Origin of the sequence: Lysinibacillus irui (genome assembly GCF_028877475.1) — a bacterium.
GTDB classification, from domain to species: domain Bacteria; phylum Bacillota; class Bacilli; order Bacillales_A; family Planococcaceae; genus Lysinibacillus; species Lysinibacillus irui.
On the sequence record NZ_CP113528.1, the window covers coordinates 1 to 19,981 of the forward strand.

Genomic DNA, 19,981 nt, shown 5'->3' on the forward strand with positions numbered 1-19,981 from the left:
TTACTAAGCTATATGATTTAATCATATAGCTTTTTATAATGAAATTATCTACCTCACGAAAAAGGAGAATGAAAATGAAATCATTTTTAACATTAAAGGCGCGAAAAAGAAATCTATATGAATTGTATTATAAGAAGCCTGAAAATCGAATTACTGAATCTTTTATTAAGATGTTAGAGAAAACTAAGCCAAGTATTACTCCAAAGGTATTAGAGTTGTTAGGTATAGCTGAATGTTACAGTGAATTCAAATATGGGCTGCAAGTCAATCAAGATATATTAGGAAGTGTTTCAAGCGCAGTTATCTTAGGTATCTCAGAATTAAGTCATGAATTTGATCCAAACTATGTACCCTCAGATGAGAATAAGAAGGGTGACCCTGATGCCCATATCTATAGTAGAGATGATTCAATGCATATCTTAATCGAAGTAAAGATAGGTAATAACAAACTAACTGACGACCAACTATACAAACATAGGAAACGTTTTAAAAATGTGGATGAAGCTAGTATTAGAGTAGTTAATATAACTTGGGATGAAGTTAGGAATACACTTGCAGAGATTATAGTTGATTATGATGAGTATCATCGGAACTATTTATTAATCCAAGAGTTTATGGATTTAATTACTTCGAATGATTATAGAGACATCTTTTTCTATAATGAAAATGAACATTTAAAAGATGAATATTTAGCACTTGATGCTTTTATAAAGAAATTACCAGAGGTTACAGTTAGAAAACGTGATGATGAATCAATAGACTATTTATTAAATGATATAAATTTTGTTACAATTTTTCCGAAAAATAATTGCCTAATTCTAAAGTCAAGAGAAAGTGAAATGCAAGCTGCGGTTAATGAAATTCTAAATTTTGAACATTTTAATGCACTTAATGTAATTGGGGATAGAGATGTAAGCGATTATCGATATAATTTCACACGGCTAAAAAAGGAAGGGATTATTGTTCTTAATGAATCTAATGATTTGTCGCCAATTAGAGATCTAATTGTAGTTTCATACTATGTTCGTAAACAAAAGACATTAAATAATTGAAATTCTAGGAAATTAGATTTAAAGAATTAAGTTAACCAAAAACAGTTTGTTGCTTAAGGTCATTTGAACCTAGTTGACCATAATTAGGAAATATGATAAATTAGTAGCATTATTATTGAATCAACACGGAAGCTTAACCATACGGTAGAGCTATTACATAGCACTTTCTTAAAAGTGTTCAAACGAATATCCATTTTAGGGATTCGTCTGTTCATATTTGAGAAAGTGTTTTTGTTGTTCTCAAATAAAGAAAAGGAGGAATTTATATGAAAGAAAATGAAAGTGGTTTTGTAGGGGTAATGTTACTTTACGGTGCATTATTAGTATTAATAGCTTATTTGCTAAAAATTAGCTCAAATAAGGAATGGGAGAATACTTCGTTTTGGTTTACAATTGCTGGGGCGGTTGCTTTAGTACAAGCATTAAAGTACTTTTGCGGAAGGTTAAACAATAGTAATGTTCTAATAATTACTATGATTTTAGCTGAAATGGTGACAATTTCAATTTGTACGATGATTGGCCTTATGATAGCAACATATTTGGTGGAGTTAAAAATTGTAACTTCGTTTGCAACGGTGCTTTTAATAGGGTTTGCTATTATCTATATCATTTATGAATTGTTCGCAATTCTGGGAAGGTATATTCCTTATAATAAAAAATACAGACAGTTGAGAAAAGAATTTGAGGAAAAATATAATATGGTTAACATATTAACTATATTAGCAACAGTGTTAACATTTTTGATATTTGCTAAAGGGGCAGAAGCTTCTTCTGCTAAAGATACTTTAATGCAGTTCTTTTTTAGTTGCTGTATAGTATATGTTTTGTTAATACACTATTGTTGGAAATTTAAGTTGAATAAATAAAAGGGTACCCTAAGTTAGGGTACTCCTTTTCATTTACTTGAAATGATTTGTGAACTTAGAATATGTTGACCACAAAAAAATCATATGGTACATTAATTTCATATTTGTAGTTTCAACATTGACGCTTAACCACACGGTGGAGCGATAATCTAGCACTTTCTTAAAGGTGTTCAAACGAATTCGATTTTAGGGATTCGTCTGATCATTATTTGGGAAAGTGCTTTTTGTTGTTCTCAAATATTGAATACATGGTTATATGGCCATTTGTTGAATGAACTAATAATCATCTAAGTGTCTTAATAGTCTAAGTGAAAATCAGGCTATTTTTATTGGCTTCATTCAAAAAATAATGTAGAGGAGGAAATTATGTGTTTTGTGATAAACAGTAATTAAAATTTTAAAAATTGAAACTAAATGTAAACAGAAAGAGGATATTATATGCAATTTAGGTATGAGAATAGTGATGCCGGATACATTTATGGCATTGATCGTGTCGGTGGACTTTTTATAACAATAGAAACAGATAAAAGAGTAAAGAATTTCACACAATTTTATCCTTTTGAGAGTCGCTTTTCTTATTCTCTCGTTAATGAAAATGTACCAGCTGCAGATTTAAAAGAAATCCGAAAAACGCCTATAGGAGAGTATAAAGTTTTCTTTGAACTTGCAACTAGTGATGAGTATAAGGGAGAACTTAAAAAGGAATTGGTTCTTCACTATATGGGTGAACATGACTTTGTGGTTAATACATGGGGAGAACTGTTCGATTTAATGGCTTATTTTAATAAAGATATTTTTTTCTTAGAAATGACTTTAATAAATCAAGACGGTACAAGTCCATTTGGCCATTATATTACTTGGATAAATGAGTGTGTATAAATGTCATTTCTTAAGAAGGAGAAATAATATGCCAAAATTACAATATCAAAAAATTGAATTTGCTTCTGAACTAAGGGTTCCCTTAGAAGAAAGAGATCCTAACTTACACTATTATGATGTGAGTCATGAAGATGGAAGCTTTAGGCCGGTTATAGTTGCAAAGTTCTTATGGGTTAATCATTTATGTACTATAGCTGTGAAAAAGCCGCTTACTTTAGGGCTTAATGGGAGTTTTTTATACCTAAGAGAAGCTCAAAAAGATGCAATTCTAAAGGTAATTTAGTTTGAATGAATTAAGCACTTTCTGATAAAAAAGGACATTACTTTTGTATGTTCGTTTTTTAGAAAGTGCTTTTTTAAAGTTCATCCAATGAAGATGTTAATGAAATTTAAAGTGAGGAACGAACTATGAAAAATCACATTATATTTTTTAGCGGGGGCATGTCATCTTTTACTGTTGCCCATTTAGTAAAAATAAAATATCCAAATGATAATATTCTATTGTATTTTACGGATACACTTTGGGAAGATTCTGATCTATATCGATTTATTTACGAGGCTTCAGATAAGCTAAAACTGCCTATGCTTTATCATTCTGTTGGGTTAACTCCGATACAACTTATGGCAAAAGAACGTTTTTTATATAACAGCAGAGTAGGTAACTGTTCAAAAAAATTAAAAATGGAGCCAGCTGCTAAATTCTTAAAAAAGGGGATAAAGCCTTTAATAGAAATTAAGTACAATTACGAATTTTTAAAAACGGACATATCGCCATTAGAAGAAGAGTTTGCAGCTGATACAATCTTATATTTTGGAATTGGTTGGGATGAAATGCATCGTGAGGATGCAATCAAAAAAAACTGGGCACCTTTTGATGTACAAATGCCATTAATTGATGAAGTAATAAACAATGAAGATGTATTGAATCTATATGGCATTCGGAAACCACGCCTATATGATATGGGATTTGCTCATAACAATTGTAAAGGTCGTTGCGTTAAGGCTGGTCAAGGTCATTATAAAAATCTTTTACTAAAGGATGAGAAGACTTTTCAAGAGGTGAAAGAGCAGGAAATAGTGCTTAGTGAGTATATCCGTTACACTAAACAACCACAAATCAAAAGTGGCAAATGTAAGGATTACTTATTCAAGGATGTCTATAACTATCTATCAACAGGAATAAAATCTTTTAAAATAGAAAAAATATTAGAATCAGTTGATTACCTATCATCGAGTAGAAGATTATTTGGGAATGATAGTAAGGGTAATCCTATTAACAAGCCTTATTCCTACATTAAGGGGATGACATTAAATTTGCTAGAAAAGCAACCTATCCAGTGTGACATGTGGGACATTGGTGGATGCGGATGCTTTGTCGATTATGAAAATACACTAAATGATTAATACAATATATATAATTATTTATGAGAATTATGATCGAGAAGATTTTGATTTAGATTTAGATTATATTAAAAACGAAGTCTTGAAAAAACATAAAAGTACCCAAGAAGAGTTTAAAAGATGGCTTGATGTAATTGAAAATTAAAACATAAAGAAGAAAAAAAGGGATCTTGAATAAATATTCAAGATCTTTTTTTATTGAATAAGTAAAGTCTACTCAAATAATTAACTATTCGTACCCGTAAATTATTACATACAGTAAAGAGTAAACTACTTGAGTAGAATTGAATTTTAGATAAACATAAAACCAAAGGTACGATAAAATATAATTATGAAATTTAAATAATTTTTATTACAAAAGGAGTATTTTTGAAGAAAAGGTATTAAACTAACTTCAAAGAGGGAGGTATAGTTAGTGGTTATCACTATTATTATAAGTAGTATTTCTTTCATAGTTGGTATTGCTACAATTGGAACATTTTTAATTCAAAGGCAAACTAAAAAAATTGATTTTATTCGGACACTATTATAATTGATAATGATTCATCCATGTTATGGGCTGCTCTCTTTATTAGTACAGCACTAATAATGATTCCTGTTATTATCAAAAAATGGAGCAATCTAAAAACGAGAGTTAAAGAATAATAAAATGGAGGATTGTAAACTATGGAACTGCCTAAAAGACTTCCACCTATAAAAGAAGTGTTAAGGGAATTATATTTAAAGTCAGGAAATCAATGTGCTTTCCCTGGATGTTTTCAAACTATATTAAATGATAAAGGGATTTTAGTAGGCGAGATTTGTCATATTGAAGCGGCAATGCCTGGCGGTGAACGATTTAATAAAAAACAAACTAATGAGGATAGAAGAGCTGCTGCTAACTTAATATTACTCTGTCATGAACATCATAAAGAGACAGATGATGTGGTAAAATTTCCTGTAAGTAGATTACAAGAAATGAAGAAAGCACATGAAAAGAAATATAGTGATGTAGCTGATAAACTCTATAACTCTATTGTAGATAGGACAAGTCTTCAAGGTTTTCAATACTGTCAATCACTAAATAATATGAACAGTGTTATTGGATGGAAACATAACGAAGAAGAATTGATTCCAATGATACAACAAATAAATGATAAGGTAGATATTCTTAGGAAATTATCACCAGACACTCGTTCAATTTTTAAAATTATGTTAGAGCGGGCAGTTAATTCGCAGGTTCATATTGCATTGATTGAAGAATCTACAGGGATAAATCCATATAAATTAAAGGAACACATTGTGATTTTAAACAATTATGGACTAGTATCATTTCCATATAAAGACGAATGGACTCATACATATTGCACTGATATAAGTAGTGAGGATGGGTATTGGAATATATGGTTAGAAATTAAAGAGTTCTCCCAAAAAACATCTATTTCTTTAGAAGAAATCATACAAAATATGAACTTTTCACTTTTAGATTAACCATTTCATTCATAAAGTCTTTTAAGTAAAAGCAAATTAATAAGTTTTTAATTTGTCTAAAGGTTCTTGTCTTTATTTTTGGACAAGAACTTTTAGACATTTTTATTTTTGTCTGGACATTCATATCTAAAATAAAAGACAAGAAAGTACGGATTTAATGTGAAAAGGACAAGGATATAAACGATCACTGCAAAAAATAAACTGACCAGAAGTTCTTGACCATGTACATTATCTTGTGAAAATTCTAACGCGAAGGGGATGGAACATATGTTCCATTTAGATATTCGCATAATACAAATTTTACGAATATCTAGTAGTGGTAAATCCGCTAATATGGTAAAATTGATATAGAGGTGAAAAATTTGGAGATACTATTAGCTTTGTTGTTTATAACATTACTGTGTTTGTCTATTGGTTCTTTACTACTTAGAAAGAAGACATTAAATCAGTTAAAACTCGAAATTTTCTGTCATTATACCATACTTATCATTTTAATTCTAATCATATTTAAAACTAACGATTTATTTAATGTTTTAGCCAGTGTATTATGTGCTATTCCAATAGCATTATCAATCCCGCTGAAAACTAAACGGTTTAATGCCATGAAAAGGGTCTAATCATAAATAAGGAGGAAAAAGAAAATGGGGTATGATATTTCTTTATATAAAATTCCAACAAAATTAAAAGATCAATATATTAATGAAGATGATTTGTATGATATTGCATATGGTGATGATGATGAAAATTACTTACTAGCATATACTAATTTTTCTATGGGTAATCCTAAATCTAGCGATTTTGCAGAAGTTTTTGATATTTTTTTAACAAACAATGATTATTTTAAAATCTATAAAATGAGTGATTATCATGAAGCAAAAAGCAGATTACAAACCATGGATATAGATGATGGATTGTTAGAAAGGATCAATAAGTTTCTAAACATCATAGAGAATGAATTGAATAAGGGTGAAATAATCTTTTTTTGTTGTGGTTAGTGAATAGAAAGAAGTTTTATCAGTACACTTTCAATGGTATGTGAAAGTTGTATTAAATGGGATATGGGCTACCCTTTCTAACTACTTACCAAAAGAATGAATTACTTTATAAATTTATTAAAAGCAAAGGGTAATTGGAGGGACTTAAATGATTTTACATATGAATGGTTTATTTCTTTACGGAACAGTGGTTTTGGTGATAATCCTTGTATCAATTACTACATTAATTGCTTATAAAAATGAAAAGGACCCATTAAACAAAGATTTTCTAGGAGGTCTGTTGATTTTAGTAGGTGTGATGATGTGTATGGTTCCCCCATTAATACATGAGATGTTTAGATTTGTCATAAGTTAAGTGAAATTAAAATAAGAACAAATGTTCGTAAAAATTGTATTATGCGAACATTTGTTCTGATTTTGGTTAAAAGGAGTGATTTTTTTGGCACTTACCCAAGAAGAACAAAATATGAAGAGATTAACAATAGAAAATTTAAAGGAACTTCCCTACTACATCACAGAATTTTATGAAGCTAAAAAAGATGACTTTTCAGCAAATACCTTATCAAAGTATATTTACGAATATAGAAGTTTTTTTAACTGGTTGATAAGTGATCGCATTGTTGATGTTAAATTGGCCAAAGATGTACCTTTAGAAACCCTAGACTGTCTTAGAAAAGATGTTGTTAAGACATATTTTGATAAATTACTAAATGAAAATATTGCTTCTGAAAAAAAGAAAGAAAAGAAAGTATATGAAACAAGGAAAGATACTACAGTTAATCGAGCGAAAAGCGCCTTACGTTCCCTATTTAATTACCTGGTAAATGAGACGGAAAATGCTGCCGGTGACACATATATCGAGAGAAATGTAATGGAAAAATTCCCTTTGAAACGCATTAAAGTATCCCCTGCAACCAGAGCTGATGCATTGAATGATAAAATTCTAAAACAGCATCAAATAAAGGGGTTTTTAGAATTCTTGTCGAATGGTTATGAACAAACAGTTGAAGAAAATCATAGGAAATTAGCTACTTTTAAAAGAGATAAGGAACGAGACTTTGCAATTTGTTCTTTATTTCTTGGTAGTGGTATTCGACTAAATGAATTGGTGTCACTAGAAATAAATAATATAGACTTTCATAATGTGAAAATCTCTATTGATCGAAAAGGTGGCGGCCATGAAACAATATCTATCACTATTGATTCATTAATGGCTATTGAAAGGTACCTAGAAGTGCGTAACAAGCGATATTCTGGTGCAGAATACTCCCCTTTTCTCTTTGTAACTAGTCATGGTGGAATTAAAAATATATCACACAGGGCAATTCAGAATATTGTTCAAAAGTATACTTCAGCTTATCTGGCTCAAGTGACTCATTCAACTAATATTAAGGGGCTATCTCCACACAAATTACGACATTCTTTCTCATTGCTCTATTATGAGGAAAATGATGGAGATATTAAATTGTTAAGTGATCAATTAGGACACTCTAACCTAAATACAACGAGTCTCTATGTTAATATGGCTGATGAAACAAGGGAACGTGCTATCGAGCGTGTTAGTGAAGCATTGAATAAGGAGAAATAGAAGGTGGGATGTCTATATGAGTGGTATTTTAGTTTCAATATTTAAAATGGATCAGAAATGCCGTAAATATGTTGAAGTATTTGCAATTCCAAAAGAAAATAAAGATAAAGTAAGTAAGTTATTAGAGAATGTTAATATTGATACACCTGAAGATGAAGTTAGAATGCTTTTTAAAGGATTATGCGATGTTAGAACAAAATCTGATTTTAAAAAAATCCGTCGCAAAAGGATATTGTTTAATACATTCTTTTACGTTGTTATATTGACATTATCGATTTTATGTTTATACCGATTTTGAAGGCTTATATAAATAAAAGCTTAAAATAAAACGTGCTAAAACTGAACAAGAGTTTTTAGCACGTTATTTTTATCTAAGAATTAGATCCATTACAATTCTGACGAAAAATACAAATATTGTTAAAGTTACCATCAAAAATCCAAGCATTGCTATCTCGTTACGGTTAATTAATTCTTTCATTTCTTCAAAAAAGGGTTTTTCTTCTTGATCATTGTGGTTCATACATTGATTCCTCCCCTTGTTTTTACACCTCTATATTATAATTCATTAGTAGACTAACGGATAATTTCCAAAGGGTTATAATACAAGTAAAGGCAACTGGCTGCTACATTATCAAATATTAGAGCCGTTAATATTCGATATAATTGTATCTCCAATAAAATAGGTATAAATTATATATACTCCAATTGAAGCTTCCCTTGTTTAATTGGCATGACTAATTTAAATCGAGCTTTATATTTTCTTGTTCCGTCCTTTGTTTTGAAGGTTAACAGAGATGTCTCCCCTTTTTGAATAAGATCATCTAACATTTTTTTGGTGATACTTTTGTTGTACTGATTCTTCCAAATATAAAAAGTACAATCTGTATCATCTTGAGTGCAGTAATAGACCTTTTTATTTTCATTTAGAGGCTTGCCGCATGATGGACATTTTGCTGAGAAAGCAGACAATGCATTATCAGATAGTGATAAGTCTTTCATTTCCTCCACAAAGTTTAATGTGAAATTAGCTACTGCATCATTAAAGTGCTTTGAGTCTTTTCCTTTTTTGATTTCCTCTAATTCAAGTTCCCATTTCGCAGTGAGCTCTGGTGAAGTAAGTAAATGTGATTTACTCTTCCGCAGGAGCTGAATGACGGCTTTTCCTAATTTAGTAACCTCTAACTTCCTTTTTTGAGAAATTACATAACCGTTGTCCTGTAGTTTTTTTATGGTTTCAGCACGCGTTGCGCTTGTACCTATTCCACATCCTTTAAGTGCATCTTTATACTTTTTATTTGTAATGAGTGAGCTGATGTTTTCCATCAATTTCATAAGTGAACCTTCAGTGTAGAGTGGCGGTGCTGCTGTCTTTTTTTCCTTCACTTCTAATCCAATATTTTTAATTGCAATATCCATCTGAATATCTGGTAATACATCAACCTCTTCTTCCAACATTTCATCATCGTCCTGCTCTTCAATAAGGAGATTTGTAAAATCTAAATTTAACCCTTTCCAGCCATAATCAATTACTTTTTTAAATGTGGTTTGAAAATTGTAATCATTAACTACGGTTAAAACTTTCCTTTGCAAAGTCTTTACGGGCGCTTGGAACTGCAAAAAGAATCTTTCTACAATTATTTGATATACTAAATTCTCTTCTTCCGTTAGATCCACTGGCTTTGTAGCTTCAGGTAATATTGCATGATGGTCTTGAACATTTTCCGGATTAAAGATTCGTTTGTTATTCAAGTTAACCCTGCTGATTTCGCTTCCCTTCTTTAAATTTGGAAATACTTCAATGAGAGCCTTATAAGACCTATGAAGAAGATCCAATTCATCAGGTGTAACATATCTACTCGAAGTCCTGGGATATGTTATCAATTTTTTCAGATAAAGTTTCTGGAGGATTTTCACACCATCAGATACCTTTATTCCATAGCGTTGATTGGCCATTACAGTCACATCGGTTAGGTTAGGTAGATATGGGGGCATTTGAAGCTTTGTATCATCTGTAAACTGAACTTGCCCTTCTTGTTTCTCCACTAGATTAATTATTTTTTCAACCTCATCATAATCAATTAATCGATCTCCTTTGAAAGAGGAATCATAATAAATGGAACCTTGTTGAAATGTAGCCTTAATACCATAGTAAATTTCTTCTTCGAATTGGTCCCTTGCTATCTGACGATCATAGATTAAGGCCAATGTTGGTGAAAGTATCCGACCAGCTGATATAGTCTTTCCTCCCCCTGCCAGGGTGATACTTCTTGTACTGTTAATTCCTAAAATATAGTCTCCCATACTACGTGCTAATCCGGCATTTCTTAAATGTTGATACTCTTTAATATCCTTCATGTCTTCATAAGCCTTTTTTATGGCAGTTGGTTGTAATGAAGCGGTCCACAGACGTTTAGTGGGGAAATCTAAGAATTTAAGATAAATAGCCAAATATGCAAATATTAATTCTCCTTCTATACCAGCATCCATAGCGTTTACTACTACATGACAGTTTTTAATTAAACTAGCAATAACATCTAGCTGTTTTTGGGCGTTAGGAAGCGGTTTAAGCGGCAAATAGGTTGGAAGGATAGGTAAGGTGTCCCAAGACCAATCCTCCCATTCTGGATTAATTTCATCGGGCTCCTGAAGTGTTAAAAGATGCCCTTGAGTCCAAGTGATAAGTAAACCGTTATTCCCCATTAGGTAACCTGGACATTCTTTATAATCATTTGTAAGGGCACTTGCTATTGCGTGTGCTGCATCTGACTTTTCTGCTATTATCACAGTAATTTCTATAATGATCACCCCGTTTAATAATAAATAAAAAAGCACCAATACATGTCGAAATGACGATGTATCGGTGCTTCCGTAGCATCAAAAAGAATATTGAATTAATAAAACGATAACATATAGAGCTATGGGGCTCAATATTAATTTAAGAGTGCTATTCCATACCCTACAGCTTCAAATTTGATTATAGATGAAGAATAAGTATTCATCTCAATATGTTCATAAAACTTCTCTTCTGTGACAAAAGAGTAGCAATTAAGACCCAACCCTATACTAATTGACGATTTATTAGAAACAAAATCAATTTGAGACTCATCATATATTTCAAAATTTCGTATTTCCGCGCAATCAAAGTACTTATTATCTTTAATGTTTATTTTTAATCCATCCAGATTTAGATCGTAATAAACCTCTACAAATGGTATTAGTTCTTTCAACATATCAGCTGCTACTTTAAGAGCAGCTTCTTTACTCACAGCTATAAATTCATAGTTGGTAAGTAACTCAAAGCTATAGCTACCCATATTCATTTGTATTACCACTGTATACGAAGGTAATTTAACGACATTTGCTGATACAGTAGTAGCAACATTTAAGGCCATGTTTTTATTCCTCCAATTATTAGTTTAATTTAGTATCGTTCTCTACAAACACATGAGTAGCATGTTCTTGTACCGCGTACCATAGAATCTTATTTGCATCCTCATGAGTAAACCCCTCATTAACCAATTCATTGATTGTAGCCAAGGCCATCCAGATGCCTTTGCTTGATGGTAATTTCTTTAAAAAATCCTCATGTGACATCGCTGATTTCCTTTCAAATTGAATTTCTAAGAGAATTAAAAAGTTATGTAATGTTAGACCTCACCAGTTTGTTGTGAAGTGTTATATAAAATGCTATTTACAAGTGTATAGACCAAGTATACTTCCATAAAACTCAATGGCTCCTGCGGTTCTTTATAACGTAATAAATAATCAAGGATATGAGTTAATGAATCATAGTATTTTTTATCTGTCATTGAAAATACAGCTTGTTGAAGCTCTTCAGAGCGACTAAGATCAGTTAAAATGTCCTGTTGAAAGATAAAAGTAAAATTCCTTTGCTGAAAAGCAAGATTAATTAAATTAGGCATAATAAAAATAAGATGTCCTTGAACCTCTGAATTTGATGATGAATAATTTAAATTACCTTCAATTAGATTGGATAGTTCTAACCGAGTTATTAATTGTTTTTCCAATCTATTTTCTAGATAGCTTTTTATACCTTCAAAGGATTCTGTTGATGTTAAGAATGTAAATTCATGCTTACCGTTATGCAATGAAATAGTTGGATTACTTTGTGTTTTGATTGGGATTAGTTTTTTAAACACGACAGCCCCTCCTTAAATAAAGTTTAAATAATCAGGTGTTTGAAAACGTCAATAAAAATATCTTCTGCTCCGAGCGCTACAAATGAAATGTAGGCTAAACTGGAACATAAGAGTAAAATGTAAGTTCCTAGAAGTAATACTGGATAGATAGTTTTCTTTGACATGCAATTTATCTCCTTTAATAAGAGTTTGAGACAAGAACTTCTGGGTTTTCAATTAAATCAAGAAGACCTCTTTTCATACCAGCTACATTTGATGAAATAAATCGCATAGGGATTCCATATAACTTACAAATATCTCGCGGTAATTCTGAACGGTGGTGAGTTAAATGACCACTGGCAATTAGAACCATATCACTGTTTCGAATAGCAGCTTGTATTTGTGATTCTCTTTCATGACCTGTCATAACTGTTAGGGTGAAATTAACCTCATGTGCCAATTGACTATATTGAGCTTTTTTAAAATCTGACCCAAGCAAAAGTATTTTTTTCTCAATCAAAACATTCTTAGTATTTTCGAATCTTACCCACAGATCGTCTTTATTTACCACAATTTCATTATTAGGTTCTTCACTCTCAGAGCTAGATGTATTTGATGACTTGTAATGTCCTGAAGGTTTAGGTCTTTTAGGAACGGCTATTTCTTCATAATTCCAGATAACTCTATTTATTTTTGGATTTCTAATGTCATAGGCTATACTCACGATACTTCCAGGTTCTAATTTGAATTTTTGAGTATCCTCTAAACTGATTATGAAAGTTATTGGTAGGTCATTATCTAGTTTTATCAGCTTGGGTTCCCCATCTACCAAATGTTGTGAAGCAGTAAATTGTTGATCAATTTTGTTTTCTGAAACAATACAGTAATCTATCTCTCCACGTGTATCATTCTCTATCTTTGGACCATCCTTTAATTTTTGAAAATAGTAACCATCCAAATTGTTATTTTTTGATGGTTTAATAATGTCCCCATGCTTTAAGTTTTGTGAACGAATAATAGTTTCAGGAACATAAATGTCAACCTCATTACTTATTTGAAGTATTCCGCCTTTGAGTTTTCTAATTAAAGGATAGCCGTTTGAATTGTTAGAGAAGTTTCTACGACCTTCATATTTATCGATGACTGGAACTTCGTCGAATAACTTAGGAATATGTAATTTAGCAGAAATTAATATATTAAAAAGTGCATCAATTTTATCCTGCTTTTCAATATAATTATCGTCTATTGACATGTGTTGAAGTGTTTGAATCATTTCTTTTTTGATAGTGTCAAACATAATTTATTCTCCTTTGTAATTTTTTGTACTCTGAATGACTTAATAATAAGGTGCTCAATGAAAGGACGCAAAATAACGATTGTCCTTAGAAACAATCTTCACACTATTTTGGACAAACAAAAAAGAACGCAATTATCCCGTTAGGAATAAATGCGTTCTTCGCAATTTGTACGTTAAATTTACTTTATATTACCACATATATATGACTTTGTTAATAGTTAATTAAGTAGAAAACAATTACTAAGAAAGAAAAACAATAGGACATATCCTGTTGTTTTCGCAGTTTTAAAGTTGCTGAGGATCTTCTTTAGTACAGTACTTTGCTCCACCTAGTTCCACCTTAGAAAAAAGTCGAGCAACATCCTCATTTGATAAATTTAATTCATGTCTTGCTTGTTCTTTAGAAAATACATGTAACTGGTTTCCAATTGACACATAGTCTTGGACCGCATTAGAGCGTCCAGAAATAATGTCTGGAATATTAGATGAGGTTAATAGTTCAAAAGTTTCTAAGATTTTCCCGAATTGCCCTTTTACTTCTTCCTCTTCGAAAAAGTGCCATTTAATACGGTGTAAATCATTTTCTAACTTATGTTCGGTAATAACATCCTGCATATATGGATAATTTTTAAATAAATCCATTGTATGTTCTAAATTAGTATTAGTATTAGTACTATTCATATCTCACAAACCGCCCTTCTAAGAATTATCTAAGAGAACATTCTCTAGAGAGTTAATATTTTGGATTATAAAGTAAAAAGCTTTCAATATCATTTTTATACAGTTTTGTGAGTTGGTCAAATTCTTGAGGGCTTATTTGAGTTGGTTCGATGGCATCTAATATCTGGATATGTCTAGGGATATTATTTAAAGGATATTCTTCTGAATGTGAATGGCGAGATAGCACATTTACATGTCCAGTTTTCGAATCTCTTGAAACCTCTCTAATATTCGCAATTACAATTAATATATTATCTTCCTCTATTCGATCTATTATACGGAGAAATTCGTATTTAATTTGACGGCCCATTAAGAATCATCCATCCTTTTACAATTTATGTTTTTTCAATAATGTTATATTTTGTTAATGTGTAAGGTCTTTTTCATTCTACATTATTATATACCTAAATGCAAAAGGACTAGATAATTCAGAATTGTTTATTTTTTGGCTTCAAATTCGAGTTCAAGCCTACCACCATCTAGGTTTTCGGGTAAAATCAATTTTGCCTTAAATGAGGATTTCGGCCCATTTTTCGATGAAAATGAGAGCAAGTTTGTTTTACCTTTTAATAGTAATTGTTCAATCATTTTAGGAGTTATACTTTTATGGTATTGAGTACTCCAAATGAAAAATTTACAGCCATCATTATAACCTGAACAATAATAACTCTTTTTATTCAGAACTATATTCTTACCGCATTTCGGACATTTTCCATAACTCTGAATAAAATCATTTGATTCTAAATTAAGCTTTTTCGCCTCATCTACAATGAGGTTCGCCAACTTCTTAATACCTTCCATAAATGGTTTGCTTGATTTCCCATTTCTTACTTGCTCTAATTCTTTTTCCCATTCAGCTGTTAATTCAGGCGATGTTAATAAACTAATATTTGTACTTCTTAAGATTTCAATTACATTAATCCCTTTTTTAGTGATTGTGATAGATTTATTCTCGTAAGCGAGGTATTCTGTATCAATTAATTTTTTGATAATAGTGGCCCTTGTAGCACTGGTTCCAATCCCACAGTCTTTTAATTTAGCTTTCAAGATTGGATCCGAAATCTTATTACTTATATTTGACATCATCTGAATTAATGAACCGTCAGTGAATGCAGCTGGTGCCGATGTTTCCTTTTCTTCTATTTCAACATCATCACATGATACTCCTCCTTCAAAAAGCTTTGGAATACCAGTAAAGTCGTTACATTCGACGATATCATCCTCTTCGGAATTAAAGATAGCCGTCCAGCCTAGACTTAAAGGTTGTTTGTATGTGGACTCAAAATAATATCCTTGAACTTCTGTTTTTATGTTGGTTTGCATGAATTCAAAGGGTTTTTGAAATTGCGTGAAAAACCGCTCCACAATTATCATGTAAATATTTTCTTCTTCCTTACTAAGATCTGTTGCTACTACCGGCTCTGGTAGTAGAGCATGGTGATCAACTACTTTTTTGGGATTGACTATTCTTGTGTTTGTTTCATTAACAAGGCTTTTATCTCCGTTAGTAGCTAGTTTAGGAAATTGAGATTTTAATACATCAAATGAATTATGCATTAATGGTATCTCATCTGTTGTCGTATATCTGGACCCGGTACGTGGGTATGTTACATATTTCTTTAAATATAAGGACTGGACAATTTCTAGCGTCTTAATTGCTGTATAGCTGTATTTTTGGTTGGCAATTCTTGATAAGTCCGTTAGATCCATGAGAAGCGGTGGAGGTGTTTTCTTTTGCTCCTCTTTAATGCCTGTAATAGTACCTTGCTTGGCTTTAATTTGTTCGTTGATCGACCTTGCTTCATCTTGATCAATAATGCGGTCCCCTGCAAAGTACCCTTGATATTTTTCCGCTCCTTGAGAAAATGTAGCTAGTAAGGGATAGAACTTCATCTTTTTAAATAACGATCTTTCTTTATGGCGATCATAAACTAATGCTAGTACTGGAGTTTGAACCCGACCTGCGTGTATTATTTTCCCACCAGCAGCAAGAGTTAATGCTCTAGTGGCATTTAAACCAATAATCCAGTCAGAGATAGCCCTTGAGAATCCAGCTTGTTTTAAGGCATTATAAGCACTTGCAGGCTTTAATTCCTTATATGCCTTTTGAATAGCCCCTGGTTGCAAAGATGACGTCCATAAGCGATATATAGGCTTATTAAAGCGGAGATAAATAGCGATAAAGTTAAAGATTACTTCACCTTCTGTCCCCGAATCAGCTGCGTTAACAATGACACTAGCCTGCTCTTCTAGTTTTTGAATGATATCTAACTGCTTCTTAACTTTCGGTTTAGCCTTTAATTGAATATTTTCGGGAATCATAGGGAGGGTATCCCAAGCCCATTCTCCCCATTCTTTTTTCATTTCTTCCGGTGATTTTATCTCAACAAGATGTCCACTAGCCCATGTGAATATTAAATTGTTAGAACCTTGAATGTATCCTTCTTTCTCAGTGAATTGCGGAGATAATGCCTGTGCTATTGATTTTGCAGCCTCTTTCTTTTCTGCAATTACTAAAGTTATTGTCATAAATAACACGCCCTTTTAAATTTTAAGATAAAAAAAGAGAAGTACTTTACTAGCCCACGCGGAATGGGTTAGTAAAGTACTTCTCTACTACAATTAATTATAGCAATTATTTACTCTAGTACAAATGTTTTTAATGTATTGAAGATGTATTTTTAATGTTAAATCCTCATTCTTCCTTCTCGTCTTTACTTTCTTCCAAAAGTGATTCTATTGCTTCCAGATAAGTATTTAAGACTTGATTCTTCATATGGTTCGAGAATTTCAAAACAAGTTTGTTATAGCTGTAAATAAAAATGGTTATTAGCATAAAGATATATACTATTACATCACGTAGTATTAATTGGTGAAATTGCATATCTTCTAGTATTAGTAAATAAAAAGTTAAGGAAGCGAGAAATCCAAATAATAAGCTTTTTAAACTTCCTTTATGTTTCTTCAAGTATGTATCAATACTCTTGTTAGCTATATGTCTTTCAACTCTTATTCTTTCAAATAAGTATGTAACCGCGCTTCCCATAAAGAATACAGTTAGATAAGTCGTAATAAACCCGAGAACACCAATAATGTATAAATTCTCATTTGGAAGTGGAATCATTTTATATAATTTGAATAAAGGACTTGAATCTCCTGACGTACCGTTATAGTATCTGTAAAAATCCAAGAGTATGAACCAAATCGCAAAAGTAAATAGAGCATTAACTCCTGAAATAATTTTTGCTTTAGAGAGTTTGATAATATAACTATAGGATTTCTCATAAACATGAATCATATCACTATCAAGATCTTTTAAAGCTTCCCTTACAGGTAATGGGAGATTTTTTTCTTCTTTACGAAAATTAAATTTAAACAATACATAATCAACCTTCCTCTTTTGTTGACTTAAACCTCGAAATAAAAATATAGCACCCTATAAGCCCCCATAGAAAGAATAGAACAAAACTTTCTGAAAGGAATCTTAATATTATTTTATCCTCATATTGTGCAGTATCCCACTTTGTAAATTGAATTGTTCAGGAACTTCGAGTGATTTTATTTATTACTACTTTGTCAAAATCATACTCGATGAACGGAATATCATTATATATCCATTCTTCATACGCTTTTTGTATTGTAATCACTTTGGAAGTAACTTCTGATAGAACTACATCAATGAAGGTTTCAATAGGTGATTTATTGCCATGTTCTCTATCTTGATAATCTTTTAAACTTGTAATGAATGTCCATTCTAATTCATTTAAACCAGTAAAATAAGTACTATCTGAAGCCCAATCAGATGGAACATGTTCTAAATAAATTTCTCCATCTTTATCTAATTGTTCGCTTATTCTTTCAATGTCGTAAGGAATAATGGTACTTCTTTGTATTTCGTATTATTCTTTTAGAAATGGATATTTATTAACTGCTATACCCCATTCACCACTATTGATTAATTCAACCATTTCTTTATATTGTTCCTTAATGATTACTTTACCTCTAAATGCTGTATACATTCCCATAACTACTACCCCATTTCATTGTATAATTTACTGAACAATTTCTTCCAATTAAAATTATTGAACAAGATATTCTTCAATCGGTTTCTTTGGTTTTTCTTGAAAAGACAATAATGAAAAGAATTGATGCAATTATAACAAGACTCAAAACTATTCTTACTTCAAAATCTTGAAAGAAAAATAGAAACTTTTCAGTAGTCTCATTTCCCTGATATAACTCTAGCCCCTGTAAATTAACAGGGTTCTCTAACCAATAATTAATAAAGTACAATATAAAAAGTCCGATACCAATTATGATACCAATTGAAATAAATAATATAATAATCAATCCCTTTCCTCCGACTTTCGAATAACCCTCAGATTGTTCAGTTAACGTAATAACCTAGAAATCGTATTAAGCGCCTGTGTTGTGCTTCTCATAATAAAATCCTCAGCGTATGATACTTCTTCTCGATCAACAACATTATTATATGGGGTTCCAACTTTAAAACTCATACCTTTTCCCACTTCACCAACTACAATCGTTTTATAATTATTTGGTTTTATTTTGTTATTATTCACCATTTATTCTTTCTTCGTATTGAACAATTTCTTTCAATTCATTGTTATTTATTTTTCTTTAAAAAATTCCAATTCTTATTTCCAGCAAAACGTCTTATTGCCGTTCTAGAATGTGTCTCATGTAGTTGGTCGATTCGGTCAGGATCTACTTGAGTCATGTATTTTAGTAAAAATCTTATATTCCCTAATAAACCCAAGACATGTAGTTCTAATTCAGATAGTTTAAAACGACTCGGATGAATCATATCAATTTTCATTATTGAATATTCCCCTACCGTATCAGCTGCTTCATCTGCACTATTGATACTTTTATCTGTATTCTCTCTCGCTTTTAGACTTTCAGTTCTGATTAAATGATAAAAAAAGTTTCTAGTTTGGTTGCCATCTTTACTTTTGATGTAAAAGAAAATGTGAGAAATATCTTCAGAATCGATGAATTCAATTATAGAGGATGGCGTAATAGGAAGTTCTTGTTCCTTAAGGACACTACTGTCAATGTCCAAAGTAACTTCTTCTTTATACCGTGAATTATACCGTCTTAAATTTTCAACATTTAACAGTAATGGCTTTAATGAGATCCTTCCGAAAAATGTTGTAACTCTTAAGGTATTGTTGTCGAATTCAAAAGAGAAAACAATATCATTATCCAAAATGGCCAAATTACGATCCAAAACGCGAACACGATTGGGATTTATTAATATTGCAACCCTAAATACATTTGTTAGTATGTCATTTGTCGTAAAGGGACCTACTCTTTGATTCCATCTTCCAAAAGCATGGGAATCAACCTCTACGTCTAAAATTCCCTTTGGTAGTTTTAAATCAAGGTATTCAGGCGCTGGGTATTTTTTAGTTAACATAGAGTATTGGTTTTTAGGAACATTTAAAAAAGACATAGCATTTTTTATAAAAATCCTACCTACAGGATATATGTCTTCCATCATTACAACTGATTTTTTGTCCATAGATTATCAATTCCTTTATATACATT

The 19,981-nt window shown here is 31.4% G+C and carries 24 protein-coding genes; 10 read left to right on the forward strand and 14 right to left on the reverse strand.

Annotated features, from left to right (window positions below; all coding sequences use genetic code 11):
- Positions 1–74: 74 nt before the first annotated feature.
- The 10 genes from OU989_RS22420 (at position 75) to OU989_RS22465 (ending at position 8,549) form a co-directional block, all read left to right on the forward strand.
- The gene (locus tag OU989_RS22420; protein ID WP_274797506.1) at positions 75–1,052 is read left to right on the forward strand and encodes a hypothetical protein; all 978 of its coding nucleotides are present in this window, start codon (positions 75–77) and stop codon (positions 1,050–1,052) included.
- A 266-nt stretch (positions 1,053–1,318) separates the two neighbouring features.
- On the forward strand, positions 1,319–1,918 hold the full coding sequence (locus tag OU989_RS22425) for a hypothetical protein (RefSeq protein ID WP_274797507.1): 600 nt from the start codon (positions 1,319–1,321) through the stop codon (positions 1,916–1,918).
- Between the two features lie 438 nt (positions 1,919–2,356).
- Positions 2,357–2,797: a hypothetical protein gene (locus OU989_RS22430; protein ID WP_274797508.1), complete on the forward strand. Its 441-nt coding sequence runs from the start codon at positions 2,357–2,359 to the stop codon at positions 2,795–2,797.
- Between the two features lie 28 nt (positions 2,798–2,825).
- A complete protein-coding gene (locus tag OU989_RS22435) occupies positions 2,826–3,080 on the forward strand; it encodes an LPD28 domain-containing protein (RefSeq protein WP_274797509.1) in 255 nt (84 codons plus the stop codon).
- A gap of 125 nt (positions 3,081–3,205) precedes the next feature.
- On the forward strand, positions 3,206–4,201 hold the full coding sequence (locus OU989_RS22440; protein WP_274797510.1) for a phosphoadenosine phosphosulfate reductase domain-containing protein: 996 nt from the start codon (positions 3,206–3,208) through the stop codon (positions 4,199–4,201).
- 663 nt (positions 4,202–4,864) lie between these two features.
- Complete coding sequence (locus OU989_RS22445; protein WP_274797511.1) at positions 4,865–5,668, forward strand: hypothetical protein; 804 nt, start codon at positions 4,865–4,867, stop codon at positions 5,666–5,668.
- Between the two features lie 641 nt (positions 5,669–6,309).
- A complete protein-coding gene (locus OU989_RS22450; protein WP_274797512.1) occupies positions 6,310–6,663 on the forward strand; it encodes a hypothetical protein in 354 nt (117 codons plus the stop codon).
- Between the two features lie 148 nt (positions 6,664–6,811).
- Positions 6,812–7,018 carry a hypothetical protein gene (locus OU989_RS22455; protein WP_274797513.1) on the forward strand — a complete coding sequence of 69 codons (207 nt, stop codon included), beginning with the start codon at positions 6,812–6,814 and terminating at the stop codon, positions 7,016–7,018.
- A gap of 84 nt (positions 7,019–7,102) precedes the next feature.
- Positions 7,103–8,251: a tyrosine recombinase XerS gene (gene xerS / locus OU989_RS22460; protein ID WP_274797514.1), complete on the forward strand. Its 1,149-nt coding sequence runs from the start codon at positions 7,103–7,105 to the stop codon at positions 8,249–8,251.
- A 16-nt stretch (positions 8,252–8,267) separates the two neighbouring features.
- Positions 8,268–8,549: a hypothetical protein gene (locus OU989_RS22465; protein ID WP_221682632.1), complete on the forward strand. Its 282-nt coding sequence runs from the start codon at positions 8,268–8,270 to the stop codon at positions 8,547–8,549.
- 69 nt (positions 8,550–8,618) lie between these two features.
- On the opposite strand, the gene OU989_RS22470 is transcribed toward OU989_RS22465, so the two are convergent.
- The 14 genes from OU989_RS22470 to OU989_RS22535 form a co-directional block, all read right to left on the reverse strand.
- Positions 8,619–8,771, reverse strand: coding sequence for a hypothetical protein (locus OU989_RS22470; RefSeq protein WP_274797515.1), 153 nt, complete (start codon positions 8,769–8,771; stop codon positions 8,619–8,621).
- A 170-nt stretch (positions 8,772–8,941) separates the two neighbouring features.
- The gene (locus OU989_RS22475; RefSeq protein ID WP_274797516.1) at positions 8,942–11,035 is read right to left on the reverse strand and encodes a type IA DNA topoisomerase; all 2,094 of its coding nucleotides are present in this window, start codon (positions 11,033–11,035) and stop codon (positions 8,942–8,944) included.
- Positions 11,036–11,181: 146 nt separating this feature from the next.
- A complete protein-coding gene (locus tag OU989_RS22480; RefSeq protein WP_274797517.1) occupies positions 11,182–11,643 on the reverse strand; it encodes a hypothetical protein in 462 nt (153 codons plus the stop codon).
- A gap of 255 nt (positions 11,644–11,898) precedes the next feature.
- Positions 11,899–12,411, reverse strand: a complete 513-nt coding sequence (locus OU989_RS22485; RefSeq protein WP_274797518.1) for a hypothetical protein — start codon at positions 12,409–12,411, stop codon at positions 11,899–11,901.
- 23 nt (positions 12,412–12,434) lie between these two features.
- Positions 12,435–12,575 carry a hypothetical protein gene (locus OU989_RS22490; RefSeq protein WP_274797519.1) on the reverse strand — a complete coding sequence of 47 codons (141 nt, stop codon included), beginning with the start codon at positions 12,573–12,575 and terminating at the stop codon, positions 12,435–12,437.
- 14 nt (positions 12,576–12,589) lie between these two features.
- Positions 12,590–13,687 carry a DUF2325 domain-containing protein gene (locus OU989_RS22495; protein WP_274797520.1) on the reverse strand — a complete coding sequence of 366 codons (1,098 nt, stop codon included), beginning with the start codon at positions 13,685–13,687 and terminating at the stop codon, positions 12,590–12,592.
- Positions 13,688–13,972: 285 nt separating this feature from the next.
- The gene (locus OU989_RS22500) at positions 13,973–14,368 is read right to left on the reverse strand and encodes a hypothetical protein (RefSeq protein ID WP_274797521.1); all 396 of its coding nucleotides are present in this window, start codon (positions 14,366–14,368) and stop codon (positions 13,973–13,975) included.
- Positions 14,369–14,420: 52 nt separating this feature from the next.
- Complete coding sequence (locus OU989_RS22505) at positions 14,421–14,717, reverse strand: hypothetical protein (RefSeq protein WP_274797522.1); 297 nt, start codon at positions 14,715–14,717, stop codon at positions 14,421–14,423.
- Between the two features lie 128 nt (positions 14,718–14,845).
- Positions 14,846–16,936 (reverse strand): type IA DNA topoisomerase, encoded by a 2,091-nt coding sequence (locus tag OU989_RS22510; RefSeq protein WP_274797523.1) that lies wholly within the window; start codon positions 16,934–16,936, stop codon positions 14,846–14,848.
- 166 nt (positions 16,937–17,102) lie between these two features.
- Positions 17,103–17,786, reverse strand: a complete 684-nt coding sequence (locus OU989_RS22515) for a hypothetical protein (protein ID WP_274797524.1) — start codon at positions 17,784–17,786, stop codon at positions 17,103–17,105.
- 520 nt (positions 17,787–18,306) lie between these two features.
- A complete protein-coding gene (locus tag OU989_RS22520; RefSeq protein ID WP_274797525.1) occupies positions 18,307–18,432 on the reverse strand; it encodes a hypothetical protein in 126 nt (41 codons plus the stop codon).
- Between the two features lie 73 nt (positions 18,433–18,505).
- Entirely contained in the window at positions 18,506–18,757 is a 252-nt protein-coding gene (locus OU989_RS22525) for a hypothetical protein (protein WP_274797526.1), read from the reverse strand.
- 41 nt (positions 18,758–18,798) lie between these two features.
- A complete protein-coding gene (locus tag OU989_RS22530) occupies positions 18,799–18,993 on the reverse strand; it encodes a hypothetical protein (protein ID WP_274797527.1) in 195 nt (64 codons plus the stop codon).
- Between the two features lie 41 nt (positions 18,994–19,034).
- Entirely contained in the window at positions 19,035–19,955 is a 921-nt protein-coding gene (locus OU989_RS22535; protein WP_274797528.1) for a hypothetical protein, read from the reverse strand.
- Positions 19,956–19,981: the final 26 nt, after the last annotated feature.

What these genes read in the sequence shown, in the direction of transcription:
- OU989_RS22465 (WP_221682632.1), top strand. Translation starts at nt 8,268, where the DNA reads ATGAGTGGTATTTTAGTTTCAATATTTAAAATGGATCAGAAATGCCGT.
- OU989_RS22535 (WP_274797528.1), bottom strand. Translation starts at nt 19,955, where the DNA reads ATGGACAAAAAATCAGTTGTAATGATGGAAGACATATATCCTGTAGGT.
- OU989_RS22425 (WP_274797507.1), top strand. Translation starts at nt 1,319, where the DNA reads ATGAAAGAAAATGAAAGTGGTTTTGTAGGGGTAATGTTACTTTACGGT.
- OU989_RS22445 (WP_274797511.1), top strand. Translation starts at nt 4,865, where the DNA reads ATGGAACTGCCTAAAAGACTTCCACCTATAAAAGAAGTGTTAAGGGAA.
- OU989_RS22520 (WP_274797525.1), bottom strand. Translation starts at nt 18,432, where the DNA reads ATGGGAATGTATACAGCATTTAGAGGTAAAGTAATCATTAAGGAACAA.
- OU989_RS22530 (WP_274797527.1), bottom strand. Translation starts at nt 18,993, where the DNA reads ATGGTGAATAATAACAAAATAAAACCAAATAATTATAAAACGATTGTA.
- OU989_RS22430 (WP_274797508.1), top strand. Translation starts at nt 2,357, where the DNA reads ATGCAATTTAGGTATGAGAATAGTGATGCCGGATACATTTATGGCATT.
- OU989_RS22480 (WP_274797517.1), bottom strand. Translation starts at nt 11,643, where the DNA reads ATGGCCTTAAATGTTGCTACTACTGTATCAGCAAATGTCGTTAAATTA.
- OU989_RS22435 (WP_274797509.1), top strand. Translation starts at nt 2,826, where the DNA reads ATGCCAAAATTACAATATCAAAAAATTGAATTTGCTTCTGAACTAAGG.
- OU989_RS22510 (WP_274797523.1), bottom strand. Translation starts at nt 16,936, where the DNA reads ATGACAATAACTTTAGTAATTGCAGAAAAGAAAGAGGCTGCAAAATCA.
- OU989_RS22490 (WP_274797519.1), bottom strand. Translation starts at nt 12,575, where the DNA reads ATGTCAAAGAAAACTATCTATCCAGTATTACTTCTAGGAACTTACATT.
- OU989_RS22455 (WP_274797513.1), top strand. Translation starts at nt 6,812, where the DNA reads ATGATTTTACATATGAATGGTTTATTTCTTTACGGAACAGTGGTTTTG.
- OU989_RS22500 (WP_274797521.1), bottom strand. Translation starts at nt 14,368, where the DNA reads ATGAATAGTACTAATACTAATACTAATTTAGAACATACAATGGATTTA.
- OU989_RS22505 (WP_274797522.1), bottom strand. Translation starts at nt 14,717, where the DNA reads ATGGGCCGTCAAATTAAATACGAATTTCTCCGTATAATAGATCGAATA.
- OU989_RS22495 (WP_274797520.1), bottom strand. Translation starts at nt 13,687, where the DNA reads ATGTTTGACACTATCAAAAAAGAAATGATTCAAACACTTCAACACATG.
- OU989_RS22440 (WP_274797510.1), top strand. Translation starts at nt 3,206, where the DNA reads ATGAAAAATCACATTATATTTTTTAGCGGGGGCATGTCATCTTTTACT.
- OU989_RS22470 (WP_274797515.1), bottom strand. Translation starts at nt 8,771, where the DNA reads ATGAACCACAATGATCAAGAAGAAAAACCCTTTTTTGAAGAAATGAAA.
- OU989_RS22450 (WP_274797512.1), top strand. Translation starts at nt 6,310, where the DNA reads ATGGGGTATGATATTTCTTTATATAAAATTCCAACAAAATTAAAAGAT.
- OU989_RS22420 (WP_274797506.1), top strand. Translation starts at nt 75, where the DNA reads ATGAAATCATTTTTAACATTAAAGGCGCGAAAAAGAAATCTATATGAA.